This is a genomic window from Prevotella micans F0438, assembly GCF_000243035.1.
Lineage (GTDB): Bacteria > Bacteroidota > Bacteroidia > Bacteroidales > Bacteroidaceae > Prevotella > Prevotella micans.
In genome coordinates, this window is the sequence record NZ_JH594521.1 from 323755 (window position 1) to 337896 (window position 14142).

At 45.3% G+C, this 14142-nt stretch carries 17 protein-coding genes and 1 pseudogene; 6 read left to right on the forward strand and 12 right to left on the reverse strand.

Annotated elements, in window-relative coordinates; all coding sequences use genetic code 11:
• Window positions 1–423 precede the first annotated feature (423 nt).
• From HMPREF9140_RS01220 to xseB, 6 genes are all read left to right on the forward strand, one after another.
• Window positions 424–1023 (forward strand): TetR/AcrR family transcriptional regulator, encoded by a 600-nt coding sequence (locus HMPREF9140_RS01220; RefSeq protein ID WP_006951180.1) that lies wholly within the window; start codon window positions 424–426, stop codon window positions 1021–1023.
• 50 nt (window positions 1024–1073) lie between these two features.
• Window positions 1074–1826 (forward strand): 3-oxoacyl-[acyl-carrier-protein] reductase, encoded by a 753-nt coding sequence (fabG, locus tag HMPREF9140_RS01225; protein WP_006951181.1) that lies wholly within the window; start codon window positions 1074–1076, stop codon window positions 1824–1826.
• Between the two features lie 88 nt (window positions 1827–1914).
• Entirely contained in the window at window positions 1915–2592 is a 678-nt protein-coding gene (locus tag HMPREF9140_RS01230; protein ID WP_006951182.1) for an RluA family pseudouridine synthase, read from the forward strand.
• Between the two features lie 8 nt (window positions 2593–2600).
• Window positions 2601–4019 carry a S8 family serine peptidase gene (locus HMPREF9140_RS01235; protein WP_006951183.1) on the forward strand — a complete coding sequence of 473 codons (1419 nt, stop codon included), beginning with the start codon at window positions 2601–2603 and terminating at the stop codon, window positions 4017–4019.
• Complete coding sequence (gene xseA / locus HMPREF9140_RS01240; RefSeq protein ID WP_006951184.1) at window positions 4016–5320, forward strand: exodeoxyribonuclease VII large subunit; 1305 nt, start codon at window positions 4016–4018, stop codon at window positions 5318–5320. The genes HMPREF9140_RS01235 and xseA overlap by 4 nt, the downstream gene beginning before the upstream one ends.
• The gene (gene xseB / locus HMPREF9140_RS01245; RefSeq protein ID WP_018572063.1) at window positions 5317–5508 is read left to right on the forward strand and encodes an exodeoxyribonuclease VII small subunit; all 192 of its coding nucleotides are present in this window, start codon (window positions 5317–5319) and stop codon (window positions 5506–5508) included. The genes xseA and xseB overlap by 4 nt, the downstream gene beginning before the upstream one ends.
• Window positions 5509–5615: 107 nt before the next feature.
• Here the strand turns inward: xseB and HMPREF9140_RS01250 are convergent, their stop codons facing one another.
• The 12 genes and pseudogenes from HMPREF9140_RS01250 to HMPREF9140_RS01300 all read right to left on the reverse strand — a co-directional run bounded on the left by HMPREF9140_RS01250 (window position 5616) and on the right by HMPREF9140_RS01300 (window position 14002).
• On the reverse strand, window positions 5616–6080 hold the full coding sequence (locus tag HMPREF9140_RS01250) for a hypothetical protein (RefSeq protein ID WP_006951186.1): 465 nt from the start codon (window positions 6078–6080) through the stop codon (window positions 5616–5618).
• A 10-nt stretch (window positions 6081–6090) separates the two neighbouring features.
• Window positions 6091–6471: a C10 family peptidase gene (locus HMPREF9140_RS10880; protein WP_006951187.1), complete on the reverse strand. Its 381-nt coding sequence runs from the start codon at window positions 6469–6471 to the stop codon at window positions 6091–6093.
• Complete coding sequence (locus tag HMPREF9140_RS10885) at window positions 6458–6919, reverse strand: C10 family peptidase (RefSeq protein WP_006951188.1); 462 nt, start codon at window positions 6917–6919, stop codon at window positions 6458–6460. The genes HMPREF9140_RS10880 and HMPREF9140_RS10885 overlap by 14 nt, the downstream gene beginning before the upstream one ends.
• A gap of 151 nt (window positions 6920–7070) precedes the next feature.
• Window positions 7071–7511 (reverse strand): Spi family protease inhibitor, encoded by a 441-nt coding sequence (locus HMPREF9140_RS01265; RefSeq protein ID WP_006951189.1) that lies wholly within the window; start codon window positions 7509–7511, stop codon window positions 7071–7073.
• A gap of 139 nt (window positions 7512–7650) precedes the next feature.
• Window positions 7651–8115: a hypothetical protein gene (locus HMPREF9140_RS01270; RefSeq protein ID WP_006951190.1), complete on the reverse strand. Its 465-nt coding sequence runs from the start codon at window positions 8113–8115 to the stop codon at window positions 7651–7653.
• 356 nt (window positions 8116–8471) lie between these two features.
• The gene (locus HMPREF9140_RS01275; protein WP_006951191.1) at window positions 8472–9071 is read right to left on the reverse strand and encodes an aminotransferase class IV; all 600 of its coding nucleotides are present in this window, start codon (window positions 9069–9071) and stop codon (window positions 8472–8474) included.
• Window positions 9055–10038, reverse strand: coding sequence for an aminodeoxychorismate synthase component I (locus tag HMPREF9140_RS01280; protein ID WP_006951192.1), 984 nt, complete (start codon window positions 10036–10038; stop codon window positions 9055–9057). Before HMPREF9140_RS01280 ends, HMPREF9140_RS01275 begins: the two co-directional genes overlap by 17 nt.
• 109 nt (window positions 10039–10147) lie before the next feature.
• Window positions 10148–10393, reverse strand: a pseudogene (locus HMPREF9140_RS01285) (DNA adenine methylase); the annotation flags it as partial.
• A gap of 2 nt (window positions 10394–10395) precedes the next feature.
• Window positions 10396–10893: a CYTH domain-containing protein gene (locus HMPREF9140_RS01290; RefSeq protein ID WP_006951194.1), complete on the reverse strand. Its 498-nt coding sequence runs from the start codon at window positions 10891–10893 to the stop codon at window positions 10396–10398.
• On the reverse strand, window positions 10893–11036 hold the full coding sequence (locus HMPREF9140_RS10555) for a hypothetical protein (RefSeq protein ID WP_006951195.1): 144 nt from the start codon (window positions 11034–11036) through the stop codon (window positions 10893–10895). The genes HMPREF9140_RS01290 and HMPREF9140_RS10555 overlap by 1 nt, the downstream gene beginning before the upstream one ends.
• Window positions 11037–11060: 24 nt before the next feature.
• The gene (gene prfB, locus HMPREF9140_RS01295; RefSeq protein WP_006951199.1) at window positions 11061–12182 is read right to left on the reverse strand and encodes a peptide chain release factor 2; all 1122 of its coding nucleotides are present in this window, start codon (window positions 12180–12182) and stop codon (window positions 11061–11063) included.
• A gap of 11 nt (window positions 12183–12193) precedes the next feature.
• Window positions 12194–14002 (reverse strand): AMP-dependent synthetase/ligase, encoded by a 1809-nt coding sequence (locus HMPREF9140_RS01300; protein WP_006951200.1) that lies wholly within the window; start codon window positions 14000–14002, stop codon window positions 12194–12196.
• Window positions 14003–14142 lie beyond the last annotated feature (140 nt).

Here is a 14142-nt window from a genome sequence, read left to right on the forward strand (position 1 = left end):
TGTGTGTGTGTGTGTGTGTGTGTGTGTGTGTGTGTGTGTGTGTTAGCACTTTTTCCGAACCCACCAAATTATTGGACGAAAAAATCACAGAGAAATCGAAATTTCTCTGCGTCATAGGGGTGAGCGCCTGTGCGATCGGGTTCTGGAAATGTATTGCTAACTGTTTCACGTCGGCAAAGATATATCAATCAATCTGTCTGAACAAAAGTTCACATGTCTTCTTGATTTAGAACAAGCGGTTCGATATAAGATTAAACCGTATGAATACTCCTCTCCCGTTCATATCTATTACTATATCCTCTCAGCCGGGCGCCGACGGTCTCCCGACAAGGACAATCTTTTGGAGAGAATTTAAAAAGCAATACATTTGCACGCAACATTTGCAACGTGCAAATGCCATTTAATCAAAAAATAGGAGGAGATATGTCTGTTTCCAAAACGAGACAAAAACTTGTCGATGTAGCTAGACAGTTGTTCGCCAAAAACGGCATTGCAAACACTACGATGAACGATATTGCAAAGGCGTCTGACAAAGGACGACGAACACTCTACACCTACTTTAAAAGTAAGGAAGACATCTACTACGCAGTCATTGAAGGCGAACTGGAACGCCTCTCCGACAAGCTCGATGAGGTAGCCGCAAAGAAAATTTCACCCCAAGACAAGATTATCGAACTCATCTATACACACCTGAGCATGATTAAAGAAACGGTGATGAGAAATGGTAATCTGCGTGCCGAATTTTTCCGTAATATATGGATGGTAGAAAAGGTTAGGAAGAATTTCGACGAAGACGAAATCGAACTTTTCAGAAAGGTCTATACCGAAGCTAAAGCCGACGGAGAGTTCGATATCGAAGACGTGGAACTTGTGGCCGACATTACACACTATTGCATAAAAGGACTCGAAGTACCCTTCATTTACGGGCGTTTGGGACACGGGCTAACCGAAGAAAGCAGCCGGCCGATGGTGGCCAAAGTTGTTTATGGCGCACTGGGGCATAACAAGAAAAAACAGAGATAAAACGAGAGAGAATTATTCATTATATATATACATCAAAAAGAAATTAGACAATGGGAATACTACAAGGAAAGACAGCGCTCATCACAGGAGCTGCACGTGGAATAGGAAAAGCCATCGCTTTGAAATTCGCTCAGGAAGGAGCTAACATCGCCTTCACCGACTTGGTTATCGACGAAGCCGGCGGAGGTTTGGCAACCGAGCGCGAAATTGCTGCTCTAGGCGTGAAAGCGAAAGGCTATTCGAGCAATGCGGCCGACTTTGCCCAATCCGAAGAGGTTGTTAAAATGGTCAAGGAAGAGTTCGGAAGCGTGGATATTCTTGTGAACAACGCCGGAATAACTAAAGATGGACTCATGCTTCGAATGACCGAGGCGCAATGGGATGCCGTTATCGGCGTGAATCTGAAAAGCGCGTTCAACTTCATACACGCCTGCGTGCCGGTGATGATGCGCCAGCGCGGCGGAAGCATAATCAATATGGCCAGCGTGGTGGGCGTTCACGGTAATGCCGGGCAAGCCAACTATGCCGCATCGAAAGCCGGAATGATTGCTCTGGCAAAGAGCGTAGCCCAGGAAATGGGACCCAAAGGTATTCGCGCCAATGCCATCGCACCAGGATTTATCGACACGGCAATGACTCAACAGCTCACCGACGACATCCGTAATGAATGGATTTCAAAAATTCCACTCCGTCGCGGTGGACAGGTTGAAGATATTGCAAACACAGCACTCTATCTGGCTTCCGACTTGTCGAGCTACGTCACAGGGCAGGTTATTCAGGTAGACGGTGGAATGAATACCTGATTCTACCCGAATGGATTTCTAAAGAATCAGAAAAAAAATACGGCAAAGGAGCAACGAAAAGCCCTTTGCCTTTTTCATCTACAGGTTTATGGAAGTGTTATACGAAGACAATCATGTGATTATTGTTTGCAAGGAGGCCGGCGAATTAGTGCATTTCGACAAAAGCGGCGACACACCGTTGTCGGAAATCGTTAAGCAATGGCTCAAAGAAAAATACAACAAGCCCGGAAATGTTTTCCTAGGCACCGTACATCGGCTCGACAGACCGGTGGCCGGCAACGTGGTGTTTGCCAAAACTTCGAAGGCACTCGTCAGACTCAACGATATGTTTCGACATGGAATGGTGCGCAAAATCTACTGGGCCATAGTTGAAGGCAAACCTGCGCAACCCGAGGCAACACTGGTTGACTGGCTCGTGAGAAACGAAAACCAAAACCGAAGCTATGCCTATAAACACGAAATGCCGAGGTCGAAAGAGGCGATTCTTAGCTATCGCACGCTCACCGAGGGCGACAACTACACGCTACTGGAAGTGAATCTTATGACGGGTCGACATCACCAAATTCGCTGTCAGCTGGCAACTATGGGATGTCCCATCCGCGGCGACCTGAAATATGGCGCACACCGTTCGAATCCCGACGGAGGCATATCGCTTCTTAGTCGCCACGTGGAGTTCGAACATCCGGTTTCGCATCGCATAATAAGTGTCACTTCCCCTCTTCCGCCCGACCCTCTGTGGCAGATTCTTGAACCTAAAAACACATAAGCCCTCGCATGAAAACCATTATCCTTTCCCTGCTGCTCTTCACAGCCATGGCAAGCCTGTCGGCACAGTCGAGCGATGGCCGACTCGTGGCCTATCCCGGCGGAAAGACCTATATGTACAGAATCGCCTTTCGCGATAAGGTTGGCACAACGGGTTCTATTGCTCAACCCGAAAAGTTTCTCTCGAAACGGGCGTTGCAGCGACGAACAAAACAAAAACTCATAATCGATTCAACCGACCTGCCCGTGTCGGAAGTCTATCTCAGGCAGATTCGTAAATCGGGTTTGAAAATTGTGGCCTTGAGCAAGTGGAACAACACAGCTCTGGTACGTGGAAATAATATTGTCAAACTCGAAGCGCTGGCTGCATTGCCGTTTGTTGTATCAAACAAACAGGTGTTTGCGTCGCCCGATTCGATTCGTCCGCAGCAATTGCGTGTGAAGTTCCAAGACCGGCTGATGCTGCTTGACTCAATCGCAACCGACTACTATGGAATTGCGCGCCGGCAAATAGAAGGCTTCAACGGGAGACAGTTGCATAACCACGGATTCACTGGAAAAGGAATCAGCATAGCCGTGCTCGACGCCGGATTCATGAACGTTGACCGCATGCCTACCTTCGCGAACGTGAACATCCTGGGCACGCGCAACTTCGTGAGCGGAACCGATAACGATAATGATGTTTTCCGCCATATGGACCATGGTACCAAAACGCTCTCTACGATGGCCGTTAATCAACCTTCGGTGTTCGTGGGAACGGCTCCGCAGGCTGGTTATTGGCTACTGCGATGCGAAGATTTCATAACCGAAACGCAGGCCGAAGAAGATTTCTGGGCGGCCGGAGTTGAATTTGCCGACTCGGTGGGCGCCGATATAATCAGCTCGTCGTTGGGCTATCATTATTTCGACGACAAGCGGCAAAACTATTCTTACATAGACCTCGACGGTAGAACCGCGTTAATATCGCGCACTGCTTCTATGCTGGCCCGCAAAGGAATTGTACTTGTGAACAGTGCCGGAAACGATGGGATGGGAACATGGAAAAAAATCAGTGTACCGGCCGATGCACCCGATATTCTCACGGTTGGAGCAATAGCCCCCGACAGTCTTAACGCCGCATTCAGCTCAATCGGTCCGACAACCGACGGTAGAGTGAAGCCCGACGTGATGGCCTTTGGTTGTCCAACCAGCGTAGTGTCGGGGCGCGGTTTCATCATCCAAGACACCGGTACGTCGTTCGCCTGTCCGCTTGTTGCGGGTATGGTGGCCTGTTTGTGGCAAGCATTGCCGCAAAAAACAGCCCTCGAAATCATAGATATTGTGCGCAGCTCGGCCAACAGAAAAGAGCATCCCGATAACGTCTTCGGCTACGGCATTCCCGACTTCTGGAAAGCCTATCAAAGCAACCGCTCCTCGACAGAACAATGAGAAATCTCTCCCTCTTTGAACTTAACTCTCTCGTGGCCGACCTTGTTTCGACCGCCTTACCGCAATCTTTCTGGGTTGAAGCCGAACTCGCCGAAAGTCGTGAAAACGGCGGGCACCTTTACCTTAGCCTAACACAGAAAGACGAAGCAACAAACACGCCCATAGCCCAGGCTTCGGCTAAATGTTGGCGCTCTGCATGGCTTGCACTTCGCGAACAATTCCAACGAGTTACCGGGCAGAATCTACGGGCCGGAATGAAACTCCTTATTAGAGTGCATGCGCAGTTCCACCAGCGATATGGATTCTCGTGGATTGTCGACGATATCAATCCAGAATTCACCCTCGGCGATATAGCACGGCAGCGACTCGAAATAATCCGCCGTCTGAAAGACGAAGGTGTTTTCGACCTACAGCACGAACTTACTCTCCCGCGATTCGCGCAACGTATAGCCGTTATCTCGTCGGAAACAGCAGCGGGCTACGGCGACTTCGTCCATCAATTGCAAAACAACATTCACAACCTTAGTTTTACACCCCGCCTCTTCCCAGCCGTGATGCAAGGCGAACAGGTTGAACATAGCGTGATTTCGGTGCTTAACGAAATCAACAAACGTTGTGAACAGTTCGATTGCGTGGTTATTATCCGAGGTGGCGGAGCAACGGCCGATCTAACCGGATTCGACACTCTCCAGCTGGCTGAAAACGTGGCCAACTTTCCGCTGCCGATAATAACAGGCATCGGGCATGAGCGCGACCAGTCCATTCTCGATATGATTTCGCACACATCCGTTAAAACGCCCACCGCCGCTGCTTCATTCCTCACAGATCACCTTCTCCGAACATGGAACGACATTGGTGAAGCGGAAAGCAGAATGACTAGTCTTATAAGAAACCGAATCGACGACGAGCAGCAACGAATAGGGCGCATCATCTCCAAAACTCCGGCTCTAGTGAAAATCCTCATAACCCAACAGCAGGCACGAATCCAGGCCGACTCGCATCGCTTGAGTACTGTCGTTCACGAGTTGCTCGACAAACATTCCCGACGGCTCGATAATCTTACTCGCTCCCTGCCGCTCTTGGTACGTAATAGGATAACGCAGCAGCAACATCGGCTCGAACTTATTCAGCAACGGGTACAAGCCAATAATCCAGACCGACTATTGAAATTGGGCTATAGCATAACTCTCCATAACGGGCGCGTTGTGCGCTTGGCCTCTACACTTAAATCGGGCGACACGCTGCTCACCCGTTTTTCAAAAGGAAGTATAGAATCAATCGTAAAACAGCAAGACTTATGAATAAACAAATGAACTATGAAAAGGCGATAACCGAGCTTGAAGCTATTGTCGACCGTATGGAGCAAGGTTCGCTCGACCTAGATTCTCTTACCGCCGAACTCAAAAGAGCGCAGTCGTTGATTAAACTCTGTCGCTCGCGGATAAAGAAAACCGACGACGAAATAGCTAAGCTTCTCTCCGACGAATAACGCTTGTGATTCCGCTTTCTCTCCCCTCATAAAGAACTGAAGAAGGCTGAATGCTTTCAATTGAGCATTCAGCCTTTTCCGATGTGTTATAAGGGTATATCTGTTTGCTAGTCGGTTTTCCCGGCTTGCTTTATAACTATATTTATATAGTAGACTGGTCCTCCACCTCCATCAAAAATCAGTTTTCGCATTTCTTTATTCGGGTTGGGAGCAACCTCCACTCGAATCTTATTTCTTTTTTTCGGATAATAGAACTTTACCCAACCGGCATCTACCATATACGTTCCGTCGGGGAGTTCCTCCTCCTTATCTTGAAGTAAGATGTATTTGAAATTATTTTTTTCATCAACTGTATAAACCTGGCTAAAGCTCCAACCTATTTTTCCTTTAACCGGTTTATGACTACTATTAACGATAGATGTTTCATCTTTTCCCCCATTGGCAGAAAAGGACATCTCCACTTTTCCGGCACGGAAGGTCTTGTTGAAAAACAGATTTCCATTCGGATCGCATGACGATAGAATCATCAGGGCGAGCAATATAGGCAGTGATACAAATAAATTGTGTTTCATATGATTCCGTTTATCTAGGTCGAACTATAAAATATGCAGTATTGGAGTCATAATTCATATGCTTATTACTGTAGTAATCGAATTCATTATTTACGTTTTGCACATAAAGGAAAAAACCACGATGTTTTCCATTCCATCCCGGATTAACATGGTAAAGATGGCGGATTCCATAATGTGTCTTGCTGAAAAGACCGGTACCTAGAAATCCACTTCCTTTAACACCATCTTTATGTAGCTCTACCATACCATCGATAACAAAAGTATGATAACTCTTACTGAATATTTGGGGACTGCCGGTCATTATTACAAAGCATTTGGGATATTTAAAAAACTCCTCTACAACTTTTTGACTCTCTTTCCACCCATAGCCGTTAAAATCACCTTCCCACATAATACAGTTCTGATAACGTGAAGTTTATATATGGGTCAAGAATCTTACGCATAAAATCTTTTGCATTGGTGTTAAAAACCATCGTCCCCTCTTTCAAATAAGTTGGTGAACAATTAGCAGTTATCCATCCTATAAAACGTTCTACTTCTTGTATCTGATAAGATCTATCAGGATTCATATTATTCCAGAGAACAGGTTCCCCATTTGTATATTTAAGATCTTTGAAACCATTCTCGTTACGTAAAGCATACATAACTTGTGCATATGCTACTGGTGTACAACCATAAGCTTCTACTTTACTTTTATCACAAATACTTGTGGAAACATTATTAACCTTATATACGGAATCATAGGGAGCTCCATTTTTATTTATGTATAAAGTTGCTTTATCTTCTGATATGTTTTGTCCCCATTTAGTATTTAATCTCGGTTCAGCGAATCGGACCATCCTCCATCCATCTCTAATGTGGTCATAATAAGGATTCCAGCAATCAACATTTTCATCAGTGACTTTAGGCCTATTATCTTATCCTTATCATTATCATTAATCCATCTATGATAATATCTCATCTCAGCCTCTCTACCTCGTACCTGTAATTCTAAAAGAGCGTGAGCCGCTTTATAGACTCTTCCAGGTCATCAATAGAGAAATGCCCATCATCTAAAACGGCAAAAATCGGAGAAGTACGCTTATCCTTAGATAAGAGTGCATATCCCTTGTCGTTTTTGAAAGTTGCAATGTAGAAGTCTTCTCCGATAGATTTAACTAGAGGAGAAGTAGATCGAGTGGATGGAAACTTGTTTAGATCGATAATCTCATCGATTTCACGAATCGTACTATTGTTACCACGAGTTTGAGCTGCAACATCATCCATAAAATTTTTAAGAGATTGTCTAGCCTCCTCGGGAGTTACTAAAAATTGGGAAGACTGCGATACCTTTTCTGTAGCATCATTCTCAATTTGAGCATTCTGGTCGTTTTGACAAGCAGTGAATACAAACATACTCAGCAGAGTGAGTGAAATAATAATTTTTTTCATATTTAATTTATTCGATTTATGAAATGTTTGGTGTAAAGTTAATAGTATTTTAATAGATCTATAAAACAGAGGGAAGATGTTATGTTGTTTTAAACAGATATTCAGCCTTCTTGGATTTGTTATGGGGGGAATCTATTTGCTAGTCGGTTTTCCCGGCTTGCTTTATAACTATTTTTATGTAGTAGACTGGTCCTCCACCTCCATCAAAAATCAGTTTCCGCATTTCTTTATTCGGATTGGGAGCAACTTCCACTCGAATCTTATTTCTTTTTTTCGGATAATAGAACTTTACCCAACCGGCATCTACCATATACGTTTCGTTGGGGAGTTCCTCCTCCTTATCTTGAAGTAATATGTCTTGGGAATTATTTTTTTCATCAACTATATAAACCTGGCTGAAGCTCCAACCTGTTTTTCCTTTAACCGGCTTATGGCTACTATTAACAATAGATGTTTCATCTTTTCCTCCATCGGCAGAAAAGGACATCTCCGCTTTTCCGGCATAGAAGGTTTTGTTGAAAAAAAGATTTCCAATCGGATCGCATGACGATAGAATCATCAGGGTGAGCAATATAGGCAGTGATACAAATAAATTGTGTTTCATATGATTCGTTTATCTAGGTCGAACTATAAGATATGCAGTATTGGAGTCATAATTCATACGCTTATCTCTGTATTCGTCTCTCGTCTAAAGACGAGTAAAAATCGGAGAAGTTACCATTCTTAATTTATTTGATTTGTGAAAGGTTTTGGTGCAAAGTTAATAGTATTTTAATAGAGCTATAAAACAGAGGGAAAAGGTTATGTCGTTCTCAACAGATATTCAGCCTTCTTAGATGTGTTATGGGGGAAATATTTTTTTTAATGATTGATTTGATTGACGTTTGATCGTGATCATTTGTCGTTTTTGGGGCAGGGGAGGATTACCATATTGCACTATAATTAGGGGTGATGCCGGGGTTATCGGTTTGTTATTCGATTGATAGGGAGTTGCAGCTCGCCGAGATTCAGCATTGCATTGATGAGGGCAACATGACTGAAAACGTTCAGCCCGGAAGGACGAATGTCGCACAGTGTGAGACGACCTTCTTCGAGTAAGCGAGCGCGCATTGTGCCGGGAAGGAGGGGAGTGCGAGGAGTGAACCATGTACGACCATCGAAGAATGCGAGATTCGTGTAGGATGTGTCGGTTATCAGGCCGTGGCGCACGATTATTATTTCGTCGAAATGAGAGTTGCCGTCTTTTAGTTGGTTGAGACAGTTGCGGTTGAGGAATTTGTAGGAATAGTCGATATCGAATCCATCTACAAGCCCTAGGGTGTCTACTTTTCGTATGGAATATGGAGTGTAGCTTGTTTCGACGATTCCTTCGGGGCCGTAGACAATTCGGAGTTTTGAGAGTCTACGGGGGAGGGTAGGGTGATTGCAAATACGGTTTAACTCGGCTAGCGGAGCTTGGAATCCGAAATGTCGGCAGGTTGCTTCCATGCGCTGTTCGTGACGAGTAAGGTTGTGAGCTCGGCCGTGTTCAATACGGATAGTTTCAATAAATCGGCACATAAACTTTCTCGATTACTTCTTGATATTCGGCTTCGTTATCACTTCGGGCGGTTATTCCGCCTCCGGCCTTGTAGAAAAATTTTCCATCTTCTTGGTCGATGAATCTTATCATGACGGCGCTGTCGAGGCGACCGTGACTGTAGTACCCCATAACGCCGGTGTAGAATCCGCGCTCGTAATCTTCGGCCTCGCTGATTATTTGCACAGTTTTGCGTTTGGGCGCTCCGGTGATTGAGCCGGCTGGAAGAAGGGCGAAGAGCATGCTGCCGGGATTATGGAGGTAGGGGGGGGCGAGATGGCCGCGTATTTCGGAGCTGGTTTGAAGAATAGCGCCGTGATTAGTTTCTAGTCGGTCTATGTATCTGTAACGTTCAACTCGTACACTGTTGGCCACTATGCTTAGGTCGTTTCGGATGAGGTCTACGATGGTTGCGTGTTCGGCGGCTTCTTTCGGGTTTTTCATCAGTTCTTCGGCGGCGTTTGTAACCGTAGCATCGATGGTGCCTTTCATGGGAAAGGAGCTGATGATTTCGCCGTCTACCCGTACGAATATTTCGGGCGAGAAGCACACGAATCTGTCGCGCAGCCAGCATTTGTAGAGGGCTTTAGAGCGTTGGAATATATCGTGCATCGTTAGATTGGTTTCGATAGGCATGCGGCAAGTTAGATTAGTGAGATAGCTGTTTCCAGCGCGAATATTGCTTTTCACGTACTCAATGCTACGATTGTAGGCATTTCTGTTGGGCGGAATCATTTTCCATTCAATGTCGTTTTTGTATTGAATGTTTGCTGAAGGTGCGTTGCTAAGGTCGGGGAATGAAAAGAGTAATCGAGCATTATCGATGTTAGCAAGTTCTTCTATGTAAGCTTGTTTTGTGTCGTAGCTTATGATGAAAAAAAACTCTTTGTTTTGATTTGCCAAAGAGTTCATTCGTTGAATCGCCACCTCGCGAGAATAGATTTTCATTCGGATTTCAGGAGGTTTATCAGTTCGTTGAAGATGTCTTTCGTGTAGTCGTTGAAATTCGAGGTGTTGCTTAATGGGCGATCATATCTGCCGAATGGAACATTGAAGGCTCCGGATTGTTGCGTATGATAGAATAACATATTGTAAGATTCGTATTTATGTCGTTAATCACAACATGATTGATGTTTTGATAATGTTGTAGCATATAAAACAACATTGCTCCGCCGCCCACGAATGGTTCTATATATGTTGCATCTTTCCAATCGGCAAAATTAACGGGAAGTTGTGCATCTAGTTGTTCCAAAAGTTGACTTTTACCGCCAACCCACTTAATAAAAGGTTTAGCTTTAATCATATTCACCAGTATTCCCTAGACAGTTGATCGCGCCAAAGTTTGAAAGGGAAGAAGCGCATTTGGGAGTTGTAGAAATTCTTCTTGCCGGTGACTTCCGGACCAAGAAAAGCGGGATGGGAAAAAGATTCAGTTTCGCTGGACAGTTCTATTTCGGCGAGCACAAGACCTTCGTTGTCGCCATAGAATTCATCTACTTCGATGGTATGAGTATCGGAGTCGATGAGATAGCGACGTTTGTCAATTATACTGCCTTGACAAAGTTTGAGCAGATTTTCAGCTTCATCGAGAGATATTTCTTTCTCGAATTCATAGCGTGTCAGTCCACCATTTGTTGATGGACCTTTTATTGTGAGGTAGCCTCGATTGTCGCGAATACGGATGCGAACGGTATTTTCTGCCGCGAAATAGCCTTGTTTGATTCGGGTAGACGATTTCGCCATGGCTTTCCAGTTGGAATTCTTTCGCACAAGAAATTTCCGTTCTATTTCAAAGCCACTCATTAGCTTAACATATATTCATAGAAAGCTGTTATCAACACTGCGAGAACGAGTAGTGAGATGACTATCCATTTGAACACCTTGCGTGCCTGTCGTTCTTGTTTTTCTTCGCGTCTTTTGCGATTCAGTTTGCTTTTTTGACTCATAATGATGTTTGTTTTAAGATTATTCTATTCGGTTTCGGTTGTGGGGAATTCCATTAGATAGGCTTTGATGAAGTCGTCGATTTTGCCGTTCATTACTCCATCTACGTCGGATGTTTGATGGTTTGTTCGATGGTCTTTCACTCGTTTGTCGTCGAACACATAGCTTCTGATTTGGCTTCCCCATTCGATTTTCTTTTTCGATGCTTCGATTTTGGCCTGTTCTTCCATGCGTTTTTTCATTGCGCGGTCGTAGAGTTGCGATTTGAGAAGTTGCATGGCTTTTGCGCGGTTCTTGGGTTGGTCGCGGGTTTCGGTGTTTTCGATGAGAATTTCTTCTTTTTCACCTGTGTCGGGGTCTTCGTATTGATAGCGTAAACGGACACCCGATTCGACTTTATTCACGTTCTGACCGCCGGCACCGCTCGAACGGAATGTGTCCCAACTCACGCGGGCGGGGTCTACGTAGACTTCAATAGTGTCGTCAACCAAAGGTGATACGAATACGCTGGCGAAGCTAGTCATGCGTTTGCCTTGTGCGTTGAATGGACTCACGCGAACGAGTCGATGCACGCCGTTTTCGCTTTTGAGATAGCCGTAGGCATATTCGCCGCCCTCGAATTTCATGGTTACGCTTTTGATTCCGGCTTCGTCGCCGTCTTGAATGTCGGATATGGTGACGCGATAGCCGTGTGCTTCACCCCAGCGCATGTACATTCGCATTAGCATTTCGGCCCAGTCTTGACTTTCGGTTCCGCCGGCTCCGGAGTTTATTTTCATAACACATTCCATGGGGTCTTCTTCCTGGCGGAGCATATTTTTTAGTTCGAGAGTTTCGATAGATTCAACCACCCGAGCATAATTTTCGTCGACTTCCTCCTCGGTGACAAGCTGGTCCTTATAAAAATCGAATGCCAGTTGGAGTTCGTCGGCCTGCATGCGAACCGTGTCGTAACTCTTTATCCATTTTTCGATATTCTTCACCTTACGCATTTGCTCTTGCGCCCTTGCAGGGTCTTCCCAGAAATCGGGTGCTTGTGTGCGAAGTTGTTCTTCTTCGAACTCGATGCGTTTTCGGTCGATGTTCAGATAACGATGTAGAGCTTCGGTTCGTTCCTGTATGTCTTTCAATTGTTCAGCTGTAATCATGGTGTTTCTTTTTATTCCTCGTACATCTTGTCGATTACTTCTTTGAAGTTTTTGTTTATAATCGACCGGCGTAGCTTGAGTGTGTTGGTGAGCTCGCCGCTTTCGAGCGAAAAGTGGTGGGCAAGAAGGGTGAAGCATTTCACCTGTTCGTACTGTGCGAGTCGTTGCTGTAGGGTTTCGATTCGTTCCATTATCATGTTGTAAACTCTTTTGTCGCGGCACAAATCTTCACGGTTTTCGAACTCTACATCGTGTTCTTTAGCCCATATTTCTAGCAGGCGGAACTCGGGAACAATCAATGCCGAAACATACTTGCGCTGGTCGGCTATCACAACGGCCTGGTCGATGAATTTGTCGACGAGCAGCATTCCCTCCACCATTTGCGGGGCAACATATTTTCCGTTCGATGTTTTGAACAGGTCTTTTATGCGTTCGGTGAGAAAGAGTTCACCATCCTTTATATATCCAGCGTCGCCTGTGTGGAAGAATCCGTCACTGTCGAACGCTTGTTGGTTGGCTTTGTCGCGGTGGAAATATCCTGGTGTGATGGTCGGACCTTTCAGCAACACTTCGTTATTTGCGCCTATTTTTATGGATATGCTGTCGATTGGCCTGCCAACCGAACCCACGGTAAACGGTTCGCCTTTGCGGTCGCAGCTCACGGTGGCAAGACTTTCGGTGAGTCCGTAGCCTACAATCATATTTATTCCGATGCTGTGCACAAATTCTTCCACTTCTGGCGAGACATAAGCGCCGGCGGTTGGAAAAATGTTGGGATGCTCTAATCCGAGTTGTTTGCGAACAATGCTGAGGATGGTTTTGTTGAGTAACTGATATTCTAGCTCAATGTTCAGCGGCGCACGTTTCCCTCGTGCGAGATAGGTTATGTTGCGTTTCCGTCCAATTTCTCGTGCGTGTTTGAAAAGTTTTTGCTGCATGGGCGACGAGCTTTCGATTCGTTCTTTCACGGCAACATAAACCTTTTCCCAGAATCGGGGTACGGCCGACATGCACGTGGGGTGTGTTTCGCGCATGCTTTTTTGAATTTCTTTCGGGTCGGTATTTATAATCATTTCGGCCCCTTGACTCATGGCGAGATAGGCCCAGCCGCGTTCGAAAATATGCGTAAACGGAAGGAAGTTGATTATCCTGTCCTTGTTGCTCACCGCAACGCATTTGCCATTGGCCTCGAGGGCGGCGTCGAACATTTTATAAGTCAGAATAACGCCTTTTCCCTCGCCTGTTGTGCCGCTTGTGTAGAGAATGTTGCACATGTCGTTCATTTGCGCCTCGGCCCACAGTTTTTCTACTTCGGGCTGACGGGGCAGATTCTCGCCGAACTTCAGAAAATCCTCGAAATATAGCGCGTGTGGGTCGTGCGTACTGATTCTCACACTAGAATCATAAATGATTATCCGTTCGAGCGCCGGACAGAGGGCGAATATTCTGTGGGCTTTGTTATATTGTTCCTGCTCGCCAACGAACAAGAATCTTATGCCTGCATCCTGAATCATGTATTGAATCTGCTCTTCCGAACTTGTTGCGTAGAACGGGATGCTAACCGCCCTTACGCCATATGCGCCAAAGTCGGTGTAGAGATATTGTATGCAGTTCTGCGAAAACACGCCGATGCGTTCGTGCGGTTTGAGTCCGATGTTGAGTAATGCATTCGAAACCTGTTTCACTCGAAACGAGAATTGATTCCACGAAACCGATTTCCATGTAGTGCTACCGAAATTTTTAAATGTGAGAGCTTGTTTGGCGCCATATTTTTTTGCCAAATCATGAACTAGAATAGATAGATGACTCCTGACTTGCATAAGAAACTTGTGTTTTGTTGTCTGCAAAAATAAACATTTACGTCTAATCGATTATTAGAAATACTCGTGAGTTCGGTGCTAGTAAAAGTTGCGGCGTTAAACTCTTGTTATCTTTCCCGACTTTTTATCGGAACACGATT

Bases quoted from the DNA above. Each gene is read 5' to 3' on its own strand.
- HMPREF9140_RS01220 (WP_006951180.1), top strand. From the start codon at position 424: ATGTCTGTTTCCAAAACGAGACAAAAACTTGTCGATGTAGCTAGACAG.
- fabG (WP_006951181.1), top strand. From the start codon at position 1,074: ATGGGAATACTACAAGGAAAGACAGCGCTCATCACAGGAGCTGCACGT.
- HMPREF9140_RS01230 (WP_006951182.1), top strand. From the start codon at position 1,915: ATGGAAGTGTTATACGAAGACAATCATGTGATTATTGTTTGCAAGGAG.
- HMPREF9140_RS01235 (WP_006951183.1), top strand. From the start codon at position 2,601: ATGAAAACCATTATCCTTTCCCTGCTGCTCTTCACAGCCATGGCAAGC.
- xseA (WP_006951184.1), top strand. From the start codon at position 4,016: ATGAGAAATCTCTCCCTCTTTGAACTTAACTCTCTCGTGGCCGACCTT.
- xseB (WP_018572063.1), top strand. From the start codon at position 5,317: ATGAATAAACAAATGAACTATGAAAAGGCGATAACCGAGCTTGAAGCT.
- HMPREF9140_RS01250 (WP_006951186.1), bottom strand. From the start codon at position 6,080: ATGAAACACAATTTATTTGTATCACTGCCTATATTGCTCGCCCTGATG.
- HMPREF9140_RS10880 (WP_006951187.1), bottom strand. From the start codon at position 6,471: ATGTGGGAAGGTGATTTTAACGGCTATGGGTGGAAAGAGAGTCAAAAA.
- HMPREF9140_RS10885 (WP_006951188.1), bottom strand. From the start codon at position 6,919: ATGGTCCGATTCGCTGAACCGAGATTAAATACTAAATGGGGACAAAAC.
- HMPREF9140_RS01265 (WP_006951189.1), bottom strand. From the start codon at position 7,511: ATGAAAAAAATTATTATTTCACTCACTCTGCTGAGTATGTTTGTATTC.
- HMPREF9140_RS01270 (WP_006951190.1), bottom strand. From the start codon at position 8,115: ATGAAACACAATTTATTTGTATCACTGCCTATATTGCTCACCCTGATG.
- HMPREF9140_RS01275 (WP_006951191.1), bottom strand. From the start codon at position 9,071: ATGTGCCGATTTATTGAAACTATCCGTATTGAACACGGCCGAGCTCAC.
- HMPREF9140_RS01280 (WP_006951192.1), bottom strand. From the start codon at position 10,038: ATGAAAATCTATTCTCGCGAGGTGGCGATTCAACGAATGAACTCTTTG.
- HMPREF9140_RS01290 (WP_006951194.1), bottom strand. From the start codon at position 10,893: ATGAGTGGCTTTGAAATAGAACGGAAATTTCTTGTGCGAAAGAATTCC.
- HMPREF9140_RS10555 (WP_006951195.1), bottom strand. From the start codon at position 11,036: ATGAGTCAAAAAAGCAAACTGAATCGCAAAAGACGCGAAGAAAAACAA.
- prfB (WP_006951199.1), bottom strand. From the start codon at position 12,182: ATGATTACAGCTGAACAATTGAAAGACATACAGGAACGAACCGAAGCT.
- HMPREF9140_RS01300 (WP_006951200.1), bottom strand. From the start codon at position 14,002: ATGCAAGTCAGGAGTCATCTATCTATTCTAGTTCATGATTTGGCAAAA.